The organism is Pseudonocardia sp. TMWB2A, from assembly GCF_017312135.1.
Genome location: NZ_QKQY01000002.1, coordinates 6011464 through 6030664 on the forward strand (window position 1 = coordinate 6011464; position 19201 = coordinate 6030664).

A 19201-nucleotide genomic window follows, 5' to 3' on the forward strand; every position below is an offset into this window, starting at 1 on the left:
CCGTCGGACGGCACACACTTCCTGCCCCGCAACGCACAACGGCGGGCGACCCGAGGGTCGCCCGCCGTCGTCGTGCTCGGACCGGATCAGTGACCGTGACCGTGCCCGTGGCCACCGGCCGGGGCCGGGTCGGCCTTCTCCGGCTTGTCCACCACGGCGCTCTCGGTGGTCAGCACCATGCGCGCGATGGAGGCGGCGTTCTCCACCGCCGACCGGGTCACCTTGACCGGGTCGATGACGCCGTCGGCGATCAGGTCGCCGTAGGAGCGGGTGGCCGAGTTGTACCCGGTCCCCCAGCCGCCCTCGGCGACGCGGGACACGACGATCGCGCCCTCGTCGCCGCCGTTCTCGGCGATCCAGTACAGCGGCGCCGAGAGCGCCTTGCGGACGATCGCGACACCGGTCGCGGCGTCACCGGTCAGGCCCAGCCCGCCCTCGAGCTCGGCCGCGGCGTGCACCAGCGCGGAACCGCCGCCGGGGACGATGCCCTCCTCGACCGCCGCACGGGTCGCCGCGACGGCGTCCTCGATGCGGTGCTTGCGCTCCTTGAGCGCGGTCTCGGTGGCGGCACCGGCCTTGATGACCGCGACACCGCCGGAGAGCTTGGCCAGGCGCTCCTGGAGCTTCTCCTTGTCCCAGTCGGAGTCGGACTCCTCGATCTCGCGCTTGAGCTGCGCGACACGACCCTCGACGTCGGCCTTGGAGCCGGCGCCCTCGACGATCGTGGTGGCGTCCTTGGTGACGACGACGCGACGCGCGCGGCCCAGCAGCTCGAGCCCGGCCTCGTTCAGCTTCAGGCCGACCTCGGGGTTGATGACCTGACCGCCGGTGGCGACCGCGAGGTCGTCCATGAACGCCTTGCGGCGGTCACCGAAGAACGGCGACTTGACCGCGGCGACCTTGACGGTCTTGCGGATCGAGTTGACGACCAGCGTGGACAGCGCCTCGCCCTCGACGTCCTCGGCGATGATCAGGAGCGGCTTGCCCTCGCCGAGCACCTTCTCCAGCAGCGGCAGCAGGTCCTGGATGGACCCGATCTTGTCGCGGTGCAGCAGGATGTACGGGTCGTCGAGCGCCGCCTCCATGGACTCGGAGTCGGTGACGAAGTACGGCGACAGGTAGCCCTTGTCGAACTGCAGACCCTCGGTGATCTCCAGCTCGGTCGAGAGGGTGGAGCCCTCCTCGACGGTGATCACGCCGTCCTTGCCGACGGTGTTGATCGCCTGGGCGATCAGGTCGCCGATCTCCTGCTCGCGCGAGGCGATGGCGCCGACCTGCGCGATGTGGCTCTTGGCGTCGACCGGGGTGGCCTTCGCCAGCAGCACCTCGGAGACCTTGGCCGAGGCCGCGGCGATGCCCTGGCCCAGCGCGAACGGCGCGGCGCCCGCGGCGACGTTGCGCAGGCCCTCCTTCACCAGCGCCTGGGCGAGCACGGTGGCGGTGGTGGTGCCGTCGCCCGCGACGTCGTTGGTCTTGGTGGCGACGGTCTTCGCCAGCTGCGCGCCGAGGTTCTCGAACGGGTCCTCGAGGTCGACCTCACGGGCGATGGTGACGCCGTCGTTGGTGACGGTCGGACCGCCGAACTTCTTGTCGATGACGACGTGCCGGCCGCGCGGGCCGAGCGTCACCTTCACCGCGTCGGCGAGCTGGTTCACGCCACGCTCGAGCGCGCGACGGGTCTCCTCGTCGAAGCTGATCTGCTTCGCCATGTCTTGTTCTCGCTGCCTCTCGGGATACTCGGGTTCTCGGGGGAGAGACGCGACCGCCCCGGTGCGGGCCACCGTTGGGGGTGGACCACCCGGGGCGGTACGTCAGGCGATGCCTCGCGTCAGTTGACGACGGCCAGCACGTCGCGCGCGGAGAGGATCAGGTACTCCTCGCCGTTGTACTTGACCTCGGTGCCGCCGTACTTCGAGTAGATGACGACGTCGCCCACGGCCACGTCGAGCGGGACGCGGTTGCCGTTGTCGTCCACCCGGCCCGGGCCGACGGCCAGGACCTTGCCCTCCTGGGGCTTCTCCTTGGCGGTGTCCGGGATGACGATGCCAGAGGCGGTGGTGGTCTCCGCCTCGCTGGCCTGGACGACGAGCTTGTCCTCGAGCGGCTTGATGTTCGCCACGACGATGACCTCCCCTTCCTGGGGTGAATCCGGTGTCACGGGTTCTCTAGCGGTGTCAGCAGCGCGCACGTGGCGACTCCCGCCCCGCCGTCGCGGGTGCCGGGGCGGAGGTCGTCCGCCGCGCGCGTTGGCACTCTATCCATGAGAGTGCCAGAAGCCGAGCGGGGGCTCAACCGCGCCGTTCGGGCGTGTCGGGAGTTCCCGGTCGTCGCCCGTTGTTCACGTACTCGTCGGCCGACGGCCCGGTGTCACTCGATCGGGACCGTTGCACTGCACATCGTGGTCACCTCCCGCCGTTCGCTGCTGCGCGCCGGACTCACCGCCGCCGCCGTCACCGCCGCCGCACCCCTGCTGCCCGGCGCCGCCGCCGCGGCGCCCGGACCCGCCCCGGCCCGGCCGCCGGGCGACCCGTTCGGGCTCGGCGTCGCCTCCGGGGAACCCGATCCGACCTCGGTCGTGCTGTGGACCCGGCTCGCCACCGACCCCGTCGCCGAGGACGGCCTGGGCGGGCTCGGGAACCGCGCCACCGACGTCGAGTGGGAGGTCGCCGACGACGAGCGCTTCACCCGCGTCGTGCGTCGTGGCCGGGTCCGCACCGGGCCGGACGCGGGCCACAGCGTGCACGTCGAGGTGCCGGGCCTGCGCCCCGGCCGCGACTACCACTACCGCTTCCGCGTGGGCCGCACCGTCTCCGACGCCGGCCGCACCCGCACCGCGCCCCCGCCGGCGTCGATGACGCCGGTGCACATGGCCTTCACCTCCTGCTCCCAGTTCGAGCACGGGTGGTTCACCGCCTACCGGCGGATGGCCGAGGAGCGCCCGGACGTGCTGCTGCACCTGGGCGACTACATCTACGAGTACCCGGCGAAGGACTACGTCGCGCCCGGCGGGAACGTGCGCGACCACGCCGGCCCGGAGACGACGACGCTGGCCGGCTACCGGCAGCGCCTGGCCCAGTACCACGCCGACGCCGACCTGCAGGCCGCGCACGCGGCCGCGCCGTGGCTCGTCGTGTTCGACGACCACGAGGTCGAGAACAACTGGGCCGGCGACGTCCGGGAGCTCCCGCTCGACCCGCCCGGCGACTTCACCGCCCGCAAGGCGGCCGCGTTCCGCGCCTACTGGGAGAACATGCCGCTGCGCGCCGCCCAGCGCCCCCGTGGCGCCGCCATGCGGCTGTACCGCCGCGTCGGCTGGGGCGGGCTGGTCACCTTCCACATGCTCGACACCCGCCAGTACCGCGGCGACCAGCCCTGCGGCGACGAGTTCCGCAGCGACTGCGCGGAGCGCACCGACCCGGCGCGGTCGCTGCCCGGCTCCGCGCAGGAACGCTGGATCGCCGACGGCTTCGCCCGCTCCCGCGCCCGCTGGGACGTGCTGGGCCAGCAGGTGTTCTTCTCCCAGGTCGACTTCACCCCGGGCGCCGGGCGCGGCTTCAACCCCGACGCGTGGGACGGCTACCCCGGCTCGCGCGACCGCGTCGTCGACTCCTGGACCGCGGCCACGCAGCGCGGGCGCGCCCGCAACCTCGTCGTGCTCACCGGCGACGTGCACGCGCACTGGGGCGCCGACGTGAAGCGCCGCTTCGACGACCCCGCCTCGCCGGTCGTCGGCACCGAGCTGGTGTCCAGCTCGATCACCTCGGGCGGCGACGGCTCGGAGAAGCAGAACGGCTCCGACGCCGTCCTCGCCGAGAACCCGCACATCCGGTTCCACAACAACCGCCGCGGCTACGTCAGCACCCGGTTCACCGCGGACCGGATGGAGGCCGAGTTCAAGGTGGTGCCGTTCGTGCGGCAGCCGGGCGCCCCGGTGCAGACCCGCGGACGGTTCGTGACCGAGGACCGTCGGCCGGGCCTGCGACCGCTGTAGCGGAGTAGGTTCGGACGCGTGGCTGACCTGGTTCTCGGCGCGAACGTCTTCGGCTGGACGGCGGACAGGGAGACCTCGTTCGCCGTCCTCGACGCGTTCGTCGCCGCCGGCGGACGGATGATCGACACCGCGGACTCCTACATGTGGCGCGCACCGGGGAACTCCGGCGGCGAGTCCGAGACGATCCTCGGCGAGTGGATGGCCGCCCGCGGCAACCGCGACGCGCTGCACCTCGCGACGAAGGTCGGCGCCCTGCCCGGCCGCGAGGGCCTGTCGGCGGAGAACGTCGCGGCCGCGGCGCGGGACTCGCTGCGCCGCCTGGGCACCGACCGGATCGACCTCTACTACGCCCACCGCGACGACGAGGCGACCGCGCAGGAGGAGACCCTCGACGCGTTCGACGCCCTGGTGCGCGAGGGCCTCGTCCGCGAGGTCGGCGCGTCGAACTTCTCCCCGGAGCGGCTGCGGTCGGCGCTGGAGATCTCCGCGCGCGACGGGCTGACCGCGTTCAGCACGATCCAGCCGCACTACAACCTCATGGAGCGCGACGACTTCGAGGCGGGTCTGGCCCCGCTCGCCGAGTCGGAGAAGCTGGCCGTCCACCCGTACTACGGGCTGGCCAAGGGCTTCCTGACCGGCAAGTACCGGCCCGACTCCCCCGCCCCGGAGAGCCCGCGGGCGCAGGGCGCGGCGGCGTACCTGGACTCCCGCGGCCGCGCCGTGCTCGCCGGGCTCGACGAGATCTCCGCCGGCTACGGCGTCCCGGTCCCGGCGATCGCCCTGACCTGGCTGGCCGCGCAGCCCGCGGTGACCGCGCCGATCGCGAGCGCACGCACCGTCGAGCAGCTGGAGCAGCTGCTGCCGATGCTCACCCTGGAGCTGACCGACGACGAGCTGCGCCTGCTGTCCTACCTGTCCGCGACGTCCTGAGCGGCCTTCCGCACGCGGTCACGGCGCATCGTGTGGGCGTCGGCCATCGACGGCCGGTAGTAACGCTTGCGCAGCCCGACCACGGTGAACCCGTGGCTCTCGTACAGCGTGCGGGCCGGGACGTTGTCGGTGCGGACCTCCAGGAACACCGTGGCGGGCAGCTCGTCGGCGACGGCGAGCAGCCCCCGCAGCAGTGCGCGGCCGATGCCGTGGCCCTGCCAGGCCGGGTCGACGCCGATCGTGTGCACCTCCGCCTCGGCCATCGGCGGCCCGGCGACGACGGCGAGCCCGGCGTAGCCGACCAGCTCGTCACCGGCGCGGGCGGCGAGGTAGAGCTGGCCGGAGGAGACGGCGTCGCGGAAGGCCTGCGCGCTCCACGGGTCGTCCCCGGGGAAGAGGATCTCCTCCAGCTCCGCGCAGCGCGCCGCGTCGGCCCGGTACAGCGGGCCCAGCGAGACGGTGGCGTTCACGCGGTGACGCGCTTGCGGCCGGTCGGCTCGACGGCGTCGGGGCGGCGCAGGTAGAGCGGCTCGACCGGGGCGGGGGCCCGGCCGGCGAGCAGGTCCGCCGCGGCGACGCCGACCAGCCCGTCGACGGTCGGGGCGCCGGGGCCGCCGATCTCGCGGCCGAGCCGCTGCGCGAACGCCGGATCGCCGACCACGGTGCCGATCGCCAGCTCGTCCAGGCGCGCGGCCAGCGCCTCCGGGGCCTCGACGGCCGGGCCGGTCAGCCTGCGGACCGAGTGGGCGTCGGCGGGGTCGGAGGCGTCGTAGGCGGCCCAGTAGACCTCCTTGCGCCGGGCGTCGGTGACGACCAGCAGGTTCCCGCCGGTGTGCAGCCCCCAGGCGAGGGCGTCGTGGGTGACGACGCCGTGCACCGGCACGTCGAGGGCGTGGCCGAGCGCGGCCGCCGAGGCGATCCCGACCCGCAGCCCGGTGAACGGGCCCGGACCGGCGCCGACGACCACCGCCCCGACCTCGGCGAGCGCGTGGCCCGCCTCGGCGCACAGCGCCCGGACCGCGGGCATCAGCAGCTCGCCGTGGCGGCGGCCGTCGTGCGCGCGGGCGGCGAGGGTCCGCAGCCCGCCGTCGGGGCCGAGGTCGACGAGACCGGCGGTGACGACGGTCGTCGCGGTGTCGAGGGCCAGTACCAGCACGCCCGCGAGCCTACGGACGCGCGGTGCGGCGCAGCGTCGCGACCCGGGTGTCGTCGTCGCGGCGCTCCAGCGCGATCGTCACCGCGGACCCGGCGAGCCGCTCCGCGACCCCGACCCCCCACTCGACGGCGACGACCGCCCGGTCCAGCTCGGTGTCGAGGTCGAGGTCGTCCAGCTCGGCCGCGACGTCCACGTTCCCGTCGGGCCCGCCCAGCCGGTAGGCGTCGACGTGCACCAGAGCCGGGCCGTCGCCCGCGGAGGGGTGCTCGCGGGCGATCACGAACGTCGGCGAGGCCACCGTGCCGGTCACCCCGAGCCCGCGGGCCAGGCCGCGGACCAGGGCGGTCTTGCCCGCGCCGAGCGGCCCGGCCAGGAGCACGACGTCACCGGCGACCAGCTCGCGGCCGACCGTCTCGCCGAAGGACTCGGTGTCGGCGACGGTCGGCAGCTCCGTGACGACGGCGTCCGCGCCGGGGGCGGGGATCACGGCCGGTCCTTCTTCCGGGACCGGCCGGCCCGGGCCGGGGTGCGGCTGCCCCGGCGGACGCGGCCCGCGCTGCGCAGCAGCCCCTGCAGCGCGCCGCCGCCCGCCTCGGCCTGCTCGTCGTCGGTCGTGTCGGTGAGCTGCGGCGGGCGCTTGGCCCGCAGCCCGCCGCCCGCGGTGCGCTCGGTGGTGCGGGCGATCAGCGCGTCGAGCTCGGCGTCGACGACCTCGGGCTGCTCCAGCATCGGCATGTGCCCGACCCCGGGCAGGCGCACCAGCCGGGCGGTCGGGATCGCCTCGGCGATGACCTCGCTGTGCCGCCACGGGATGATCCGGTCGCCGTCGCCGGCCAGGACGAGCACCTCGCAGCCGGACAGGCCGGGCAGCGCCGCGAGCCGGTCGTGGGTGCCGAGGGTGTCGACGAAGTCGGTGAGCGCGCCGACGGCGTTCGAGTCGATCATCGTGTCGACGAGGTCGACCATCCGCGGGTCGACCTGGCGGTCGCCGTAGGCGAAGCGCTTGGTGAACACCCAGATGATGTCGCCCAGCGCGCGGCGGCCCGTCTCGACCAGGCCGGGCTGCCACGCGGCGAGCCCACCGAGGGTGCGGATGATCGGGTTGCGCCGGGACAGGAACGTGCCCGGCAGCCCCGAGGACGCCATCTCCCCCGCCGAGGTCGACACCAACGCCACCCCGGCGACGCGCTCGTGGAACAGCTCCGGGTGCTGCTCGGCCAGCGCCATCACGGTCATGCCGCCCATCGAGTGCGACACCAGCACCAGCGGACCCTCGGGGGCCAGCGCGCGGATGACGGCGTCGAGGTCGCGGCCGAGCTGGTCGATCGTGCAGGAGTCCGCGGGCGCCCGCTCGGAGCGGCCGTGGCTGCGCTGGTCGTAGAGCACCATCCGCACCGACGGGCCGGTCAGCCCGGCCAGGTGCGGTCGCTGCTCCTGCCAGGTGCGCCGGTCCAGGGCGAAGCCGTGCACCAGCACCACCGTCAGCGCGGGCTCCGAGCCGTCGGCCGGCGCGACCACCTCGCAGGCGATGCGGACGCCGTCGTCGGCCATCACCGACATCTCCTCGCCGACGGTGCCCGGCGGCGTCCCGGCGTGCGCGGACATCTCGGTGGCCAGGCTGCGACGGGTGGCGGCGATCTTGCGTCGCTGCGCGGCGACGCCGACCCCGGCCGCGGCGCCCGCCGCGCCGACCACACCGCCCGCGATCCCGGCGACGGTCCATCCCCTGCGGCTCATGCGACTCCCCCGCGCCCGTCGGTCAGCGTGCGGCGCACCCGCCCCCGGACGCCCGTGACGATCTCGTAGTGGATGGTGCCCAGCTCGTCGGCCCACTCGCGGGCCGTCGGTCCGCCGTCGGCGCCGGTGCCGAACAGCTCGACCGGGTCGCCGATCGCGACCGGCAGCACCCCCGGCCGCCCGCAGTCGACGACGAACTGGTCCATGCAGACCCGCCCGGCGACCGGCCGGACGGTGCCGCCGATCCGCACGCGCATCCGGCCGCCGTCGTTGAGCCGGCGCGGAACGCCGTCGGCGTAGCCCAGCGGCACCAGCGCCAGCGTGCGCGGCTCGCGGGCGACCCACTCGTGGCCGTAGGACACGCCCTCGCCCGCCTCGACGGTCTTGGTGAGCGCGACCCGGCCGCGCAGCGTCATCGCCGGGCGCAGCGGGCTGTCGGCGGGGCGGGCGATCGGGTCGAGCCCGTAGACGGCGATCCCCGGCCGGACGACGTCGAGGTGCAGGTCGGGGCGGGTCATCAGACCCGCCGAGTTGCACAGGTGCAGCTGCGGGGCGAACCCGCGGTCCCGGGCGAGCGCGGCGGCGGCGTGCAGCCGCGCGGCCTGGCTGTCGACGGCGGGCTGGCCCGGCTCGTCGGCGGCGGCCAGGTGCGACCACACGGCCACGACCTCGCAGGTGCCGTCGGCGACGCCGTCGGAGACGTCGTCGAGCAGGGCGGGCCACTCGCCGGGCGGGCAGCCGTTGCGCGACAGCCCGGTGTCGGCCTTGAGGTGCAGCCGGACCGGGCGGCCCGCGGCGCGGGCACCGGCCAGCACCGCGGCGAGGTGCTCGCGGCCGGACACCGACAGCTCCACCCCCGCGGCGACGGCGGCGGCGAAGTCGGAGTCGGGCAGGTGCAGCCAGGACAGCAGCGGCGCGTCGACGCCGTCGGCCCGCAGCGCGAGTGCCTCGTCCAGGGTGGCGACGCCGAGCCGGGTCGCCCCGGCCGACAGCGCCGCCCGCGCGACGGCGGCGGCGCCGTGGCCGTAGCCGTCGGCCTTGACCACGACCATCGTCTCGGCCCCGGACGCGAGACCCGACAGGTACCGGGTGTTGTGCCGGACGGCGTCGAGGTCGACCACCGCCTCGGCCGCCGGTGCGCCCGGTCCGGGCCGGGGCCGCGGACCGGGTGCGGGGTCGGTCGTGGGTAGCACGGCCCCGATCATCGCATCCCGGCCCGGCGCGGCCCGGTCCCGAGCCCGGCTCAGTCGGTCCCGGCCTCCATCGCGGCGCGGTCGAGGGACTCCTCGGCCTGCTCGGCGTCGGGGTCCGACGGCGTCGCGGTGATCTCCGCCGCACGCCCGGCCTCGATCTCGCCGACGAAGGTGCCGAACTCGCCGCCGAGCATCCCGGTGGCCGAGTACTGCTCCAGCTTGGCGCGGGAGTCGGCCAGGTCCAGGTTGCGCAGGGTGAGCTGGCCGATGCGGTCGCCCGGGGTGAACGGGGCGTCCTCGACGCGCTCCATCGACAGCCGGTCCTCGGCGTAGGCCAGGGCGGGGCCGCGGGTGTCGAGCACCGACCAGTCGTTGCCGCGGCGCAGCCGCAGCGTGACCGACCCGGTGACCGCGTTGCCGACCCAGCGGGTCAGGGACTCGCGCAGCATCAGCGACTGCGGCTCCAGCCAGCGGCCCTCGTAGAGGAGCCTGCCGAGCCGGCGTCCCTGCTCCTCGTAGGCCGACAGCGAGTCGTGGTTGTGGATCGCCGACACGAGCCGCTCGTAGGTGACGAACAGCAGCGCCATCGCCGGGGCCTCGTAGATGCCGCGGCTCTTGGCCTCGATGATCCGGTTCTCGATCTGGTCGGTCATGCCCAGGCCGTGCCGGCCACCGATCCGGTTGGCCTCCTCGACCAGCGCGACCGGGTCGTCGTAGCGGGTGCCGTTGATCGCGACGGGGCGACCGGACTCCCACTCGACGGTGACGTCCTCGGTCTCGACCGCGACGGCCGGGTCCCAGAACCGCACGCCCATGATCGGCTCGACGATCTCGATCGAGGTGTCGAGGTGCTCGAGCCTCTTGGCCTCGTGGGTGGCGCCCCAGATGTTGGCGTCGGTCGAGTACGCCTTCTCCGCGGAGTCGCGGTAGGGCAGCTCCCGCTCGCCCAGCCAGGCGCTCATCTCCGCGCGGCCGCCGAGCTGGTCGACGAACGCCTCGTCCAGCCACGGCTTGTAGATCCGCAGGGCCGGGTTGGCGAGCAGGCCGTAGCGGTAGAACCGCTCGATGTCGTTGCCCTTGAAGGTCGAGCCGTCGCCCCAGATGGAGACGCCGTCGTCGGCCATGGCGCGGACCAGCAGCGTGCCGGTGACGGCGCGGCCGATCGGGGTGGTGTTGAAGTAGGGCATCCCGCCGGCGCGGATGTGGAAGGCACCGCAGGCGATCGCGGCGATGCCCTCGTCGACCAGTGCGCGACGGCAGTCGACGACGCGGGCGGCCTCGGCGCCGTACTCCAGCGCGCGCTCGCGGACGGCGACGAGGTCGGGCTCGTCGGGCTGTCCGAGGTCGGCGGTGTAGGCGTAGGGGACCGCGCCGTTCTCGCGCATCCAGGCGACGGCGACGGAGGTGTCGAGGCCACCGGAGAAGGCGATGCCGACGCGCTCGCCGACGGGGAGGCTGGTCAGGATCTTCGGCACGCGCGGAACGCTAACAACCCGCTCCCGGCGCAGGTCCGCCGGTGTGCCGCTTCCGCGGTCAGTACGGGGAGGCGGCGGCCCGCACCGCCCGCAGCGCGACCGGGATCGCCGCCTGCATCGCCGACGCCGGCGCCGGGACCGGCGGTAGCCCGTGCTCGCGGGCGGCCGCCGTCGCGGCGCGGGCGTGCACCAGCGTCGCGCAGCCCGCCGCCCACCACGGGTCCAGCCCGGCGGCCAGCAGCGCGCCGATCATGCCGGTGAGCACGTCGCCGGAGCCCGCGGTCGCGGCCCAGGAGTCCGCGGCCGGGTCGACCAGCACCCGTCCGTCCGGTGCGGCGACGACGGTCGCGTTCCCCTTCAGCAGCACCGTCACCCCGAGGTCGGCAGCGGCGCGGCGGGCGGCGCCGATCCGGTCGGGCCCGACCTCGCCCGCGATCCGGGCGAACTCCCCCGCGTGCGGGGTGAGCACGACGGGCTCGCCGTGGATGCGGTCGCGGAGGTGGGCGTGCTGTGCGAGCAGGGTGATCGCGTCGGCGTCGAGGCAGAGCGGCACCTCGCGGTCCAGCGCCTCCTCCAGCACCGCCTGGCCCTGCCCGCCGGTGCCCAGCCCCGGCCCGACCGCCCAGGCCTGGGTGCGGCCCGCGTCGGTGATGTCGCCGGTGGCGACGATCTCCGGCCAGTGCCTGCGGACCTCGTCGGCGGCGGACCCGGCGAAGCGGACCATCCCGGAGGTGGCGAGGGCCGCGGCCCCCGCGGCGAGGACGGCGGCGCCGGGGTAGGTGGCCGACCCGGCGGCGATCCCGACGACGCCCTGGCTGTACTTGTCGTCGTCGGGGCCGGGGACCGGCCAGCGGGCGCCGACGTCGCCGTCGGACAGCACCCGGGCGTGCGGCTCGGTCCCCTCCAGGAACGGCCCGAGCCCGAAGTCCACCAGCCGTACCGGGCCGCAGAGGGGGGCGGCGAGGGCGTGCACCGGCTTGCGGCAGCCGAAGGTGACCGTCAGCGCGGCGCGGACGTGCGGCCCGTCGGTCGCCCCGGTGTCGCAGTCGACGCCCGAGGGCAGGTCGCAGGCCACGATCGGCACACCCGCCCCGTCGGCGGCGGCGACCAGCTCCGGGGCCGGGTCGCGCAGCGCACCGCGCCCGGAGATGCCGACGATCCCGTCGACGACGACGTCCGCCCCCGCCACCAGCGCCCGCGCCGCGTCGAGCCCGCCGGCGGCCGGGCCGGGCGGGTGCAGGACCAGCACCCGCCCGCGGGCGGCGCGCAGCGCGGCGAGGCCCGCCGGGTGCGCGCGGTCCGGCGCCAGCAGCACCGCGGTGACGTGCGCCCCCCGGCGGCGCAGCTCGGCGCCGGCCCACAGGGCGTCGCCGCCGTTGTCGCCCGCCCCGACGAGGAGCACCACCCGGCGGCCGTAGGTCGCGCCGAGGAACTCCCGCACGTGGTGCGCGAGCCCCGCCGCGGCCCGGCGCATCAGCACCCCGTCGCCGACGGTGCGCATCATGGCCGCCTCGGCCGCCCGTACCTGGTCCGCGGTGTGGAGCCCGTGCATGGCCGCGAGGCTAGCGCCGGGCGACCATGATCGACGGTTGTGGAGCGGGACGCCCGCGTCGCGAACGCTCCGCTCCACAACCGGTGATCACTCGACGGTGACCGACTTCGCCAGGTTGCGGGGCTTGTCGACGTCGTAGCCGCGGGCCCGGGCGATCTCGGCCGCGATCACCTGCAGCGGGATCGTCGCGACCAGCGGCTGCAGCAGCGTCGGCACCGCGGGCAGCTCGAAGAGGTGGTCGGCGAACGGGCGCACCGTCTCGTCGCCGGTCTCGGCGAGGACCACGGTCCGCGCCCCGCGCGCCTTGATCTCCTGGATGTTGGACAGCAGCTTGGAGTGCAGGACCGCGCGCCCCTTCGGCGACGGCATCACCACCACGACCGGCAGCCCGTCCTCGATCAACGCGATCGGGCCGTGCTTGAGCTCGCCGGCCGCGAAGGCCTCGGCGTGCATGTAGGCGAGCTCCTTGAGCTTGAGCGCGCCCTCCAGGGCCACCGGGTAGCCGACGTGGCGGCCGAGGAACAGCACCGCCTTCGACGGCGCCAGCTCCTGCCCGAGCGCACGGGCCTCGCCGAGCGACTCCAGCACGTGGGCGACGGCGGCCGGGATGGCCTCCAGCTCCTCGAACTCGCGGACCACCTCGTCCGGGTACTTGGTGCCGCGCGCCTGGGCCAGGGCCAGGCCGACCAGGTAGTTCGCCGCGACCTGGGCGGTGAACGTCTTCGTCGCGGCGACGCCGATCTCCGGGCCCGCGTGGGTGTAGATCACCGCGTCGGACTCGCGCGGGATCTGCGCCCCGTTGGTGTTGCAGATGGCCAGCACCCGGGCCTTCTGCTCCTTCGCGTGGCGCAGCGCCTCCAGGGTGTCGGCGGTCTCGCCGGACTGGGAGATCGCGACGACCAGCGTCGAGCGGTCCAGCACCGGGTCGCGGTAGCGGAACTCGCTGGCCAGCTCGATCTCGACCGGGATCCGGGTCCAGTGCTCGATCGCGTACTTCGCGAGCAGCCCGGAGTGGTACGCGGTGCCGCAGGCGACGACGAAGACCTTGTCGACGTCGCGCAGGTCCTGGTCGGTCAGGCGCTGCTCGTCGAGGACGATCCGGCCGTCGACGAGGTGCCCGCGCAGGGTGTCGGCGATCGCGGTCGGCTGCTCCTCGATCTCCTTGAGCATGAAGTAGTCGTGGCCGCCCTTCTCGGCGGCGGCGAGGTCCCAGGTCACCTCGAACGGGTTGACCCCGACCGGCTCCCCGTGGAAGTCGGTGACGTCGTAGCCGTCGCGGGTGATCGTCACGACCTGGTCCTGGCCGAGCTCGACGGCGTCGCGGGTGAACTCGATGAACGCCGCGACGTCGGAGGCCAGGAACGTCTCGCCCTCGCCGATGCCGAGCACCAGCGGGGAGTTGCGACGGGCGGCGACGATCCGCTCCGGCTCGTCGGCGTGCGTCACCACCAGGGTGAACGCACCCTCCAGCCGGCGGGCGACGGCGCGGACCGACGCCGGCAGGTCGCCCTTCGTCGGGCCGTCGGCGTGGGCGAGCGCCACCAGGTGCGCGGCGGTCTCGGTGTCGGTGTCGGACTCCGCCCAGATGCCCTGCGCCTCCAGCTCGGCGCGCAGCTCCAGGAAGTTCTCGATGATGCCGTTGTGGACGACCGCGACCTTGCCGTCGCTGCTGCGGTGCGGGTGGGCGTTGCGGTCGGTGGGCGGGCCGTGCGTGGCCCACCGCGTGTGCCCGATGCCCGAGGTCCCGGTGAACCGGTCGCGACCGATCTCCTCGAGACGTGCCTCCAGGTTGGCCAGGGCTCCGGCCTTGCGCTCGACCAGCAGCTCACCGCCGTCCGGCAGCGCGACGCCGGCGGAGTCGTAACCGCGGTACTCCAGTCGTCGCAGGCCGCCGAGGACGACGTCGAGTGCGGACCGATGACCGACGTAACCGACGATGCCACACATACGGATGAGCGTATCGACGCCCGGTTGCCGATCTTCCGGCGACGGGGTCGGTCCGGCGCCACGCCGGACGTCCGTGCGAGGCGGGCACGCGGTGACCTGCACCGGTACGGTGCCGACCGTGGCCCGGACCAGCGTGACCCGCCCCCCGTCGATGAAGGGGGCCAAGGACGCCCTCGGTGTGCTGTCGCGTCCGGGGCCGAACCCGGTGAAGTACGGCGACCTGGGCCTGATCGGTCTGCCGGGCATCGTCTACACCCCCGCGGAGGGCTACCAGCTGCCCGCCGTGGTGATCGGGCACGCATGGCTGCAGCCCGCGCACCGCTACCACGAGCTGCTGCGCCACCTCGCGACCTGGGGTTTCGTCGCCGCCGCGCCGAACACCCAGCGCGGCCCGGTCCCGAGCGTCGCCCGGTTCGCCTCGGACCTGAACACCGTCCTCGACGTGTGTGTCGGCGTCCGGCTCGGCGACGGCCACGTCAGCGTCGACGCCCGCAAGACCGCGCTGGTCGGGCACGGCACCGGGGGCGGCGCCGCCGTCCTCGCCGCCGCCCGGCGTGAGCGCCTCGGCGCGCTGGTGACCCTCGCCGCGTCGGAGGTGAAGCCGTCCGCGATCGAGGCGGCCGCCGCGGTGACCGTCCCGACGCTGCACCTCGCCGCCGCCGTCGACTCGCTGGCCCCCATGGAGGGACACGCGCAGCGGATCGCCGCCGCCCAGCACGAGGCCGGCACCGACGTGACGCTCCGCGAGATCGAGAAGGCCGGGCACCTCGGGTTCTGCGAGGGCAGGCACTGGACGAGCTTCCTGCTGCAGAACCGCCCGCAGCACCGGACCCGGAAGATCACCCGGGCGCTGGTGACGGCGTTCCTCATGCAGGAGCTGCAGAACGAGAAGCGGGTGTCCTCGCTGACCTCGGGCAACGTGCCCGGGGCACCGGTGGTGGACCTCACGCCGGATCCCGACGACGAGCAGGACCAGCAGTCGTCGTCGGGGCTGCTGGGCATCGGCGGCTGACCCCGCGGGGCGACCCCCGAGCCCCGGTGATCCGTGGCTCGCACCGTGATCCGCCGCCCACGCGGCGATCCGCCGCCCGCAGGGTCGGCGACCGCTCGCGCAGCGACTCGCCCCGCACGGTGACCCGCTACCCGCGCAGCGATCCGCTGCTCGCACTGAGACCGCCGCCCGCCACGGTGATCCACTCCTCGCGCGGTGATCTAGTCCTCGCGCGGTGATCCGCTCCTCGCGTGCGTCCGGACGCGCGCGGGCCGCGGATCAGCGCGCGGACCCGAGGGCTGGTGGCGGCAGCAACCGGGAGCGGGGCGGGCCTGGGCAGGACAGCGCTGCCGGCGGTGCCCCGGGAGGGGGAGCCGGGACGCGGTGGCCCGGCTCAGCGCTCGGACGGGTCCGCGAGCGACGGCGCCACGGGGCCCCGACGGTCGGTGACCCGCGTCCCGGTGAGGCCGGGCAGGCGCATGCCGGGGACGTCCGCGGGTACGCGCCCCGCGCCGTCGGACTCCGTCGCACCCGAGCGCCCGGGCGTCGCCGTGTCGTGGTGGGCCGGAGGACCGTGCCGCGCCGGATCGGCGGGGGCGGTGTCCTCCGCCCGGGCCGCGTCCCGCGCGGCCTCGTCGGCCAGCCGGTGCACCTCGCGCCCGACGAGGTCGAGCCGGGCCGTCACCGCGTGCCCGGCCGGGTCGTCCCACGCGTCGGCGACGGCGTCGCGGATCCCGGCGAGCAGCCCGGCGGCGTCGTCGAGCCGGCCCACCAGCGCCCGCAGGGCCCTGACCTGGTCCGCGACGCCGGCGTCCGTTCCGTCGATCAGCACGTTTCCGCCCCGTGAAGGGCGGAACGGTGCTGATCGACACCCGGGACCGCCCGGAACGCCGTGGCCGCGTCGGCGTCCACCGCCCGGGCCGAGGCCGCGGCGCGCCGGGTCGCGTCGGCCAGCGCCGTCAGCTCGTCCGCGACCCGCCGCAGCCGGACCGCGCGGTCCCCGTCGCCGGGCCCGGTCGCGGGGGCCGCGGTCAGTCCGGCGGCCAGCTCGTCCAGCCCGCGCGCGGCACGGTCCAGCGCCTCGGGGTCCCGCCGCACGTCCGGTCGCATCGGCCCAGCCTGCGCCCGCCCGCACCCGCACCGTACCCGAACTGCCGATCCCGTTCGCGACCGCGAACGCGTGTCCCCACCGCGACCGACGGGGCCGCGCCCGGAACGCCGTCCCGGCAGGGCTCCGCGGCCCCGGACAACGACGTCGGGGCCGCCACCCGGTGTGGGTGACGGCCCCGATCGGCGTGTGCGGGTCAGCGCGCGGCGGCGACGACCTCGGCCAGCCGGCCCGCGACGGCGTCGGCCTCGCCCTCGCTGGGCGCCTCGACCATCACGCGGACGAGCTGCTCGGTGCCCGACGGGCGCAGCAGCACCCGGCCGGTGTCCCCCAGCTCGGCCTCGGCCTTGGCGACGGCCTCGGCCACGTCCGCCGACGCGGCGACCGCGTCCTTGTCCGCGACGGGCACGTTGCGCAGCACCTGCGGCAGCACGGTGACGACCGAGGCGAGCTCGGCCAGCGACGTGCCGGTCTGCGCGACCCGCGACATGAGCCGCAGGGCGGTGAGCAGACCGTCGCCGGTGGTGGCGTGGCCCGGCAGCACCACGTGCCCGGACTGCTCGCCGCCGAGGGTGAACCCACCCTCGCGCAGCCGCTCCAGCACGTAGCGGTCGCCGACCTTGGTGGTGTCCAGGGTGATCCCGGCCTCGCGCATGGCGATGTGCAGGCCCAGGTTGCTCATCACCGTGGCGACGAGCGTGTCGTGGGCGAGCTCGCCGGCGTCGCGCATGGCGAGCGCCAGCACGGCCATGATCCGGTCACCGTCGACGACGGCGCCCGTCCCGTCCACGGCCAGGCAGCGGTCGGCGTCGCCGTCGTGGGCGATGCCGAGGTCGGCGCCGTGCTCGCGCACCGCGGACCGCAGCGGGCCCAGGTGGGTGGACCCGACGCCGTCGTTGATGTTGAGACCGTCCGGCTCGGCGTGCAGCGCGATCACGTCCGCGCCCGCCTGCCGGTAGGCCTCCGGCGCGGCCAGCGCCGCGGCGCCGTGCGCGCAGTCCACGACCACGCGCAGCCCGGACAGCGAGCCGGGCGCGGCGGAGAGCAGGTGCGCGACGTAGACGTCGGTGGCGTCCGGGGCGTCCCAGACGCGGCCGATGCCCTCCCCGGTGGGGCGGGCGCCGAGCCCGGCGGCCAGCTGCTGCTCGATCGCGTCCTCGACCTCATCGGGCAGCTTGTGGCCGCCCGCGGCGAAGAGCTTGATGCCGTTGTCGGGCATCGGGTTGTGCGACGCGGAGATCATCACGCCGAGGTCGGCGCCGGTCTCGGCGACCAGGTGCGCGACGCCCGGGGTCGGCAGCACACCGACCCGGATCGCGTCCGCACCGGCCGAGGTGAGCCCGGCGACGACCGCGGCCTCGAGCATCTCGCCGCTCGCGCGGGGGTCGCGTCCGACGACCGCGAGGGGCCGGCGGCCGGAGCCGTTCGAGAGCGTGCGGGCGGCCGAGGCACAGACGCCAACGGCGAACTCCGGAGTGAGGAGTTCGCCGTTGGCCAGGCCCCGGACGCCGTCGGTTCCGAAGAGACGAGGCATCCGGTGTGCGATCAGCGCTTGGAGTACTGGGGCGCCTTGCGGGCCTTCTTGAGGCCGTACTTCTTGCGCTCGACGGCGCGGGCGTCACGGGTCAGCCAGCCGGCCTTCTTCAGCGGCGGGCGGTCCTCGGAGTCCAGCTCGACCAGCGCACGGGCGATGGCCAGGCGCAGCGCGCCGGCCTGACCCGCGGTGCCGCCACCCTTGAGGTTGGCGAAGATGTCGAAGCGCTCGGTCTTCTCGACGAGGACCAGCGGCTCCTTCACGATCTGCTGGTGCAGCTTGTTCGGGAAGTACACCTCGAGCGGCTTGCCGTTGAGGGTGAACCCACCGGTGCCCGGCAGCAGCCGGACGCGGACGACGGCCTCCTTGCGGCGGCCGACGGTCTGGACCGGGCGGTCGCCCAGCACGGGGGCCTCGGCGGCGAACTCGTCGGCGTCGAAGTCGGCGGCGTCACCGATGGTGTAGTCGACGTCGGCGACCTCGGTCTCGGTGGCCTCGGTCTCGGTCGCCTCGGCGGCCGCACCCTCGGTCTCGACCGCGTCGACGACCTCGTCGGGTCCGTTCTCGGGGCTGGTCACGGGCTGTCCCTCTTCGTTGCTCGGGGTGGTCACTGGCTGACCTGCTTGATCTCGAACGGCTGCGGCTTCTGGGCCTCGTGCGGGTGCGCCGGGCCGGCGTAGACCTTCAGCTTCTTGGCCATGGCGCGGCCGAGACGGTTCTTCGGCAGCATGCCCTTGATCGCCTTCTCGACGAGGCGGTCGGGCTGGCTGTCGATCATCTCGCCGACGGAGCGCTGGCGGAGGCCACCCGGGAAGCCGGAGTGGCGGTAGATGAACTTGTCGGCACGCTTGTTGCCGGACACCGAGATCTTCTCCGCGTTCACGATGACCACGAAGTCGCCGTTGTCGACGTGCGGGGCGTAGGTCGGCTTGTGCTTCCCGCGCAGCAGCGTGGCAGCGTGGGTGGCGAGCCGACCGAGGCGCACGTCCTCGGCGTCGATCACGTGCCAGGCGTGCTGGATGTCGCCGGGCTTGGGGCTGTACGTGGGCACGGATCTACCTCGTCGTCGTTCTCGGCTGGTGGGCCGTCCGCACGGGTTCCGGCCCACTCTCTAGTCTCTGGTTCCTCAGCGTGCTGCTGGTGGACGCCGGAGGGACGCTCGATCCCGCCGCTGTCGCCGGAGGACGGCGCCCGCGGGTCTCCACCGCTGCACAACGAGAGCCAAGCGTACCCGCCGGTTCCGGGGGCGGACGCAAGGGGGTCGTCCGGGCCCCCGGACCGGGTGTCAGGCGAACCGGGCCCGGTTCGCCTGCTCGGTGGCCCGGTAGTTCTGACCGGCCTGACCGACGAGCTTCCCGATGGTGCCCAGGGTGGTGGTCAGCTCGGCCGCCGAGGTGTCCCACTTCTGCTGCGACGCCCGGTAGGTGGCCGCCGCGTCGCCGGTCCAGGTCGCGACCATCGGCGCGAGTTGCCGCCGGAGGTCCTCGAGCTGGGAGTTGATGCGTGCGGTCGTCGCGACGGTGTCGGCCGACGCCGTCTCGAGCGCGCTGAAGGTGACCTTGATCTCGGATCCCATGGTGTGGCTCC

General features: G+C 74.8%; 19 protein-coding genes. 3 read left to right on the forward strand and 16 right to left on the reverse strand.

Going from position 1 to position 19201, the window contains the following annotated elements:
• Nucleotides 1-86: 86 nt before the first annotated feature.
• Together groL and groES are read right to left on the reverse strand one after the other, a co-directional pair.
• Nucleotides 87-1709, reverse strand: coding sequence for a chaperonin GroEL (gene groL / locus DMP17_RS42545; protein ID WP_226353792.1), 1623 nt, complete (start codon nt 1707-1709; stop codon nt 87-89).
• A gap of 119 nt (nt 1710-1828) precedes the next feature.
• A complete protein-coding gene (groES, locus tag DMP17_RS42550; RefSeq protein ID WP_020623960.1) occupies nt 1829-2119 on the reverse strand; it encodes a co-chaperone GroES in 291 nt (96 codons plus the stop codon).
• 279 nt (nt 2120-2398) lie between these two features.
• On the opposite strand from groES, the gene DMP17_RS42555 reads away from it, so the two are divergent.
• Nucleotides 2399-3991, forward strand: a complete 1593-nt coding sequence (locus tag DMP17_RS42555; protein ID WP_337832473.1) for an alkaline phosphatase D family protein — start codon at nt 2399-2401, stop codon at nt 3989-3991.
• An 18-nt stretch (nt 3992-4009) separates the two neighbouring features.
• Complete coding sequence (locus DMP17_RS42560; RefSeq protein WP_226353794.1) at nt 4010-4921, forward strand: aldo/keto reductase; 912 nt, start codon at nt 4010-4012, stop codon at nt 4919-4921.
• Here DMP17_RS42560 and rimI read toward each other — a convergent pair.
• The 8 genes from rimI to glmS form a co-directional block, all read right to left on the reverse strand.
• The gene (gene rimI, locus DMP17_RS42565) at nt 4900-5391 is read right to left on the reverse strand and encodes a ribosomal protein S18-alanine N-acetyltransferase (protein ID WP_226353795.1); all 492 of its coding nucleotides are present in this window, start codon (nt 5389-5391) and stop codon (nt 4900-4902) included. The genes DMP17_RS42560 and rimI overlap by 22 nt on opposite strands.
• Nucleotides 5388-6077 carry a tRNA (adenosine(37)-N6)-threonylcarbamoyltransferase complex dimerization subunit type 1 TsaB gene (tsaB, locus tag DMP17_RS42570; RefSeq protein WP_226353796.1) on the reverse strand — a complete coding sequence of 230 codons (690 nt, stop codon included), beginning with the start codon at nt 6075-6077 and terminating at the stop codon, nt 5388-5390. The genes rimI and tsaB overlap by 4 nt, the downstream gene beginning before the upstream one ends.
• Before the next feature lie 10 nt (nt 6078-6087).
• Entirely contained in the window at nt 6088-6564 is a 477-nt protein-coding gene (gene tsaE, locus DMP17_RS42575; RefSeq protein ID WP_226353797.1) for a tRNA (adenosine(37)-N6)-threonylcarbamoyltransferase complex ATPase subunit type 1 TsaE, read from the reverse strand.
• Complete coding sequence (locus DMP17_RS42580; RefSeq protein WP_226353798.1) at nt 6561-7814, reverse strand: alpha/beta fold hydrolase; 1254 nt, start codon at nt 7812-7814, stop codon at nt 6561-6563. The genes tsaE and DMP17_RS42580 overlap by 4 nt, the downstream gene beginning before the upstream one ends.
• On the reverse strand, nt 7811-9019 hold the full coding sequence (gene alr / locus DMP17_RS42585) for an alanine racemase (protein WP_443217959.1): 1209 nt from the start codon (nt 9017-9019) through the stop codon (nt 7811-7813). The genes DMP17_RS42580 and alr overlap by 4 nt, the downstream gene beginning before the upstream one ends.
• Before the next feature lie 38 nt (nt 9020-9057).
• Complete coding sequence (argG, locus tag DMP17_RS42590) at nt 9058-10482, reverse strand: argininosuccinate synthase (protein WP_226353800.1); 1425 nt, start codon at nt 10480-10482, stop codon at nt 9058-9060.
• A 58-nt stretch (nt 10483-10540) separates the two neighbouring features.
• Nucleotides 10541-12034 (reverse strand): NAD(P)H-hydrate dehydratase, encoded by a 1494-nt coding sequence (locus DMP17_RS42595; protein ID WP_337832475.1) that lies wholly within the window; start codon nt 12032-12034, stop codon nt 10541-10543.
• A gap of 87 nt (nt 12035-12121) precedes the next feature.
• A complete protein-coding gene (gene glmS, locus DMP17_RS42600) occupies nt 12122-13981 on the reverse strand; it encodes a glutamine--fructose-6-phosphate transaminase (isomerizing) (RefSeq protein WP_226353802.1) in 1860 nt (619 codons plus the stop codon).
• Nucleotides 13982-14099: 118 nt separating this feature from the next.
• Here glmS and DMP17_RS42605 point away from each other — a divergent pair, with 118 nt between their 5' ends.
• A complete protein-coding gene (locus DMP17_RS42605; RefSeq protein WP_226353803.1) occupies nt 14100-14993 on the forward strand; it encodes a dienelactone hydrolase family protein in 894 nt (297 codons plus the stop codon).
• Between the two features lie 373 nt (nt 14994-15366).
• Here the strand turns inward: DMP17_RS42605 and DMP17_RS42610 are convergent, their stop codons facing one another.
• The 6 genes from DMP17_RS42610 to DMP17_RS42635 form a co-directional block, all read right to left on the reverse strand.
• A complete protein-coding gene (locus DMP17_RS42610; RefSeq protein ID WP_337832476.1) occupies nt 15367-15804 on the reverse strand; it encodes a hypothetical protein in 438 nt (145 codons plus the stop codon).
• Complete coding sequence (locus DMP17_RS42615) at nt 15798-16082, reverse strand: hypothetical protein (RefSeq protein WP_226353805.1); 285 nt, start codon at nt 16080-16082, stop codon at nt 15798-15800. The genes DMP17_RS42610 and DMP17_RS42615 overlap by 7 nt, the downstream gene beginning before the upstream one ends.
• A 194-nt stretch (nt 16083-16276) precedes the next feature.
• Nucleotides 16277-17614: a phosphoglucosamine mutase gene (glmM, locus tag DMP17_RS42620; RefSeq protein ID WP_226367617.1), complete on the reverse strand. Its 1338-nt coding sequence runs from the start codon at nt 17612-17614 to the stop codon at nt 16277-16279.
• Between the two features lie 11 nt (nt 17615-17625).
• Entirely contained in the window at nt 17626-18225 is a 600-nt protein-coding gene (gene rpsI, locus DMP17_RS42625) for a 30S ribosomal protein S9 (protein ID WP_369804852.1), read from the reverse strand.
• Complete coding sequence (gene rplM, locus DMP17_RS42630; RefSeq protein ID WP_062397782.1) at nt 18222-18665, reverse strand: 50S ribosomal protein L13; 444 nt, start codon at nt 18663-18665, stop codon at nt 18222-18224. Before rplM ends, rpsI begins: the two co-directional genes overlap by 4 nt.
• Nucleotides 18666-18899: 234 nt before the next feature.
• Nucleotides 18900-19190 (reverse strand): WXG100 family type VII secretion target, encoded by a 291-nt coding sequence (locus DMP17_RS42635; protein WP_062397784.1) that lies wholly within the window; start codon nt 19188-19190, stop codon nt 18900-18902.
• Nucleotides 19191-19201: the final 11 nt, after the last annotated feature.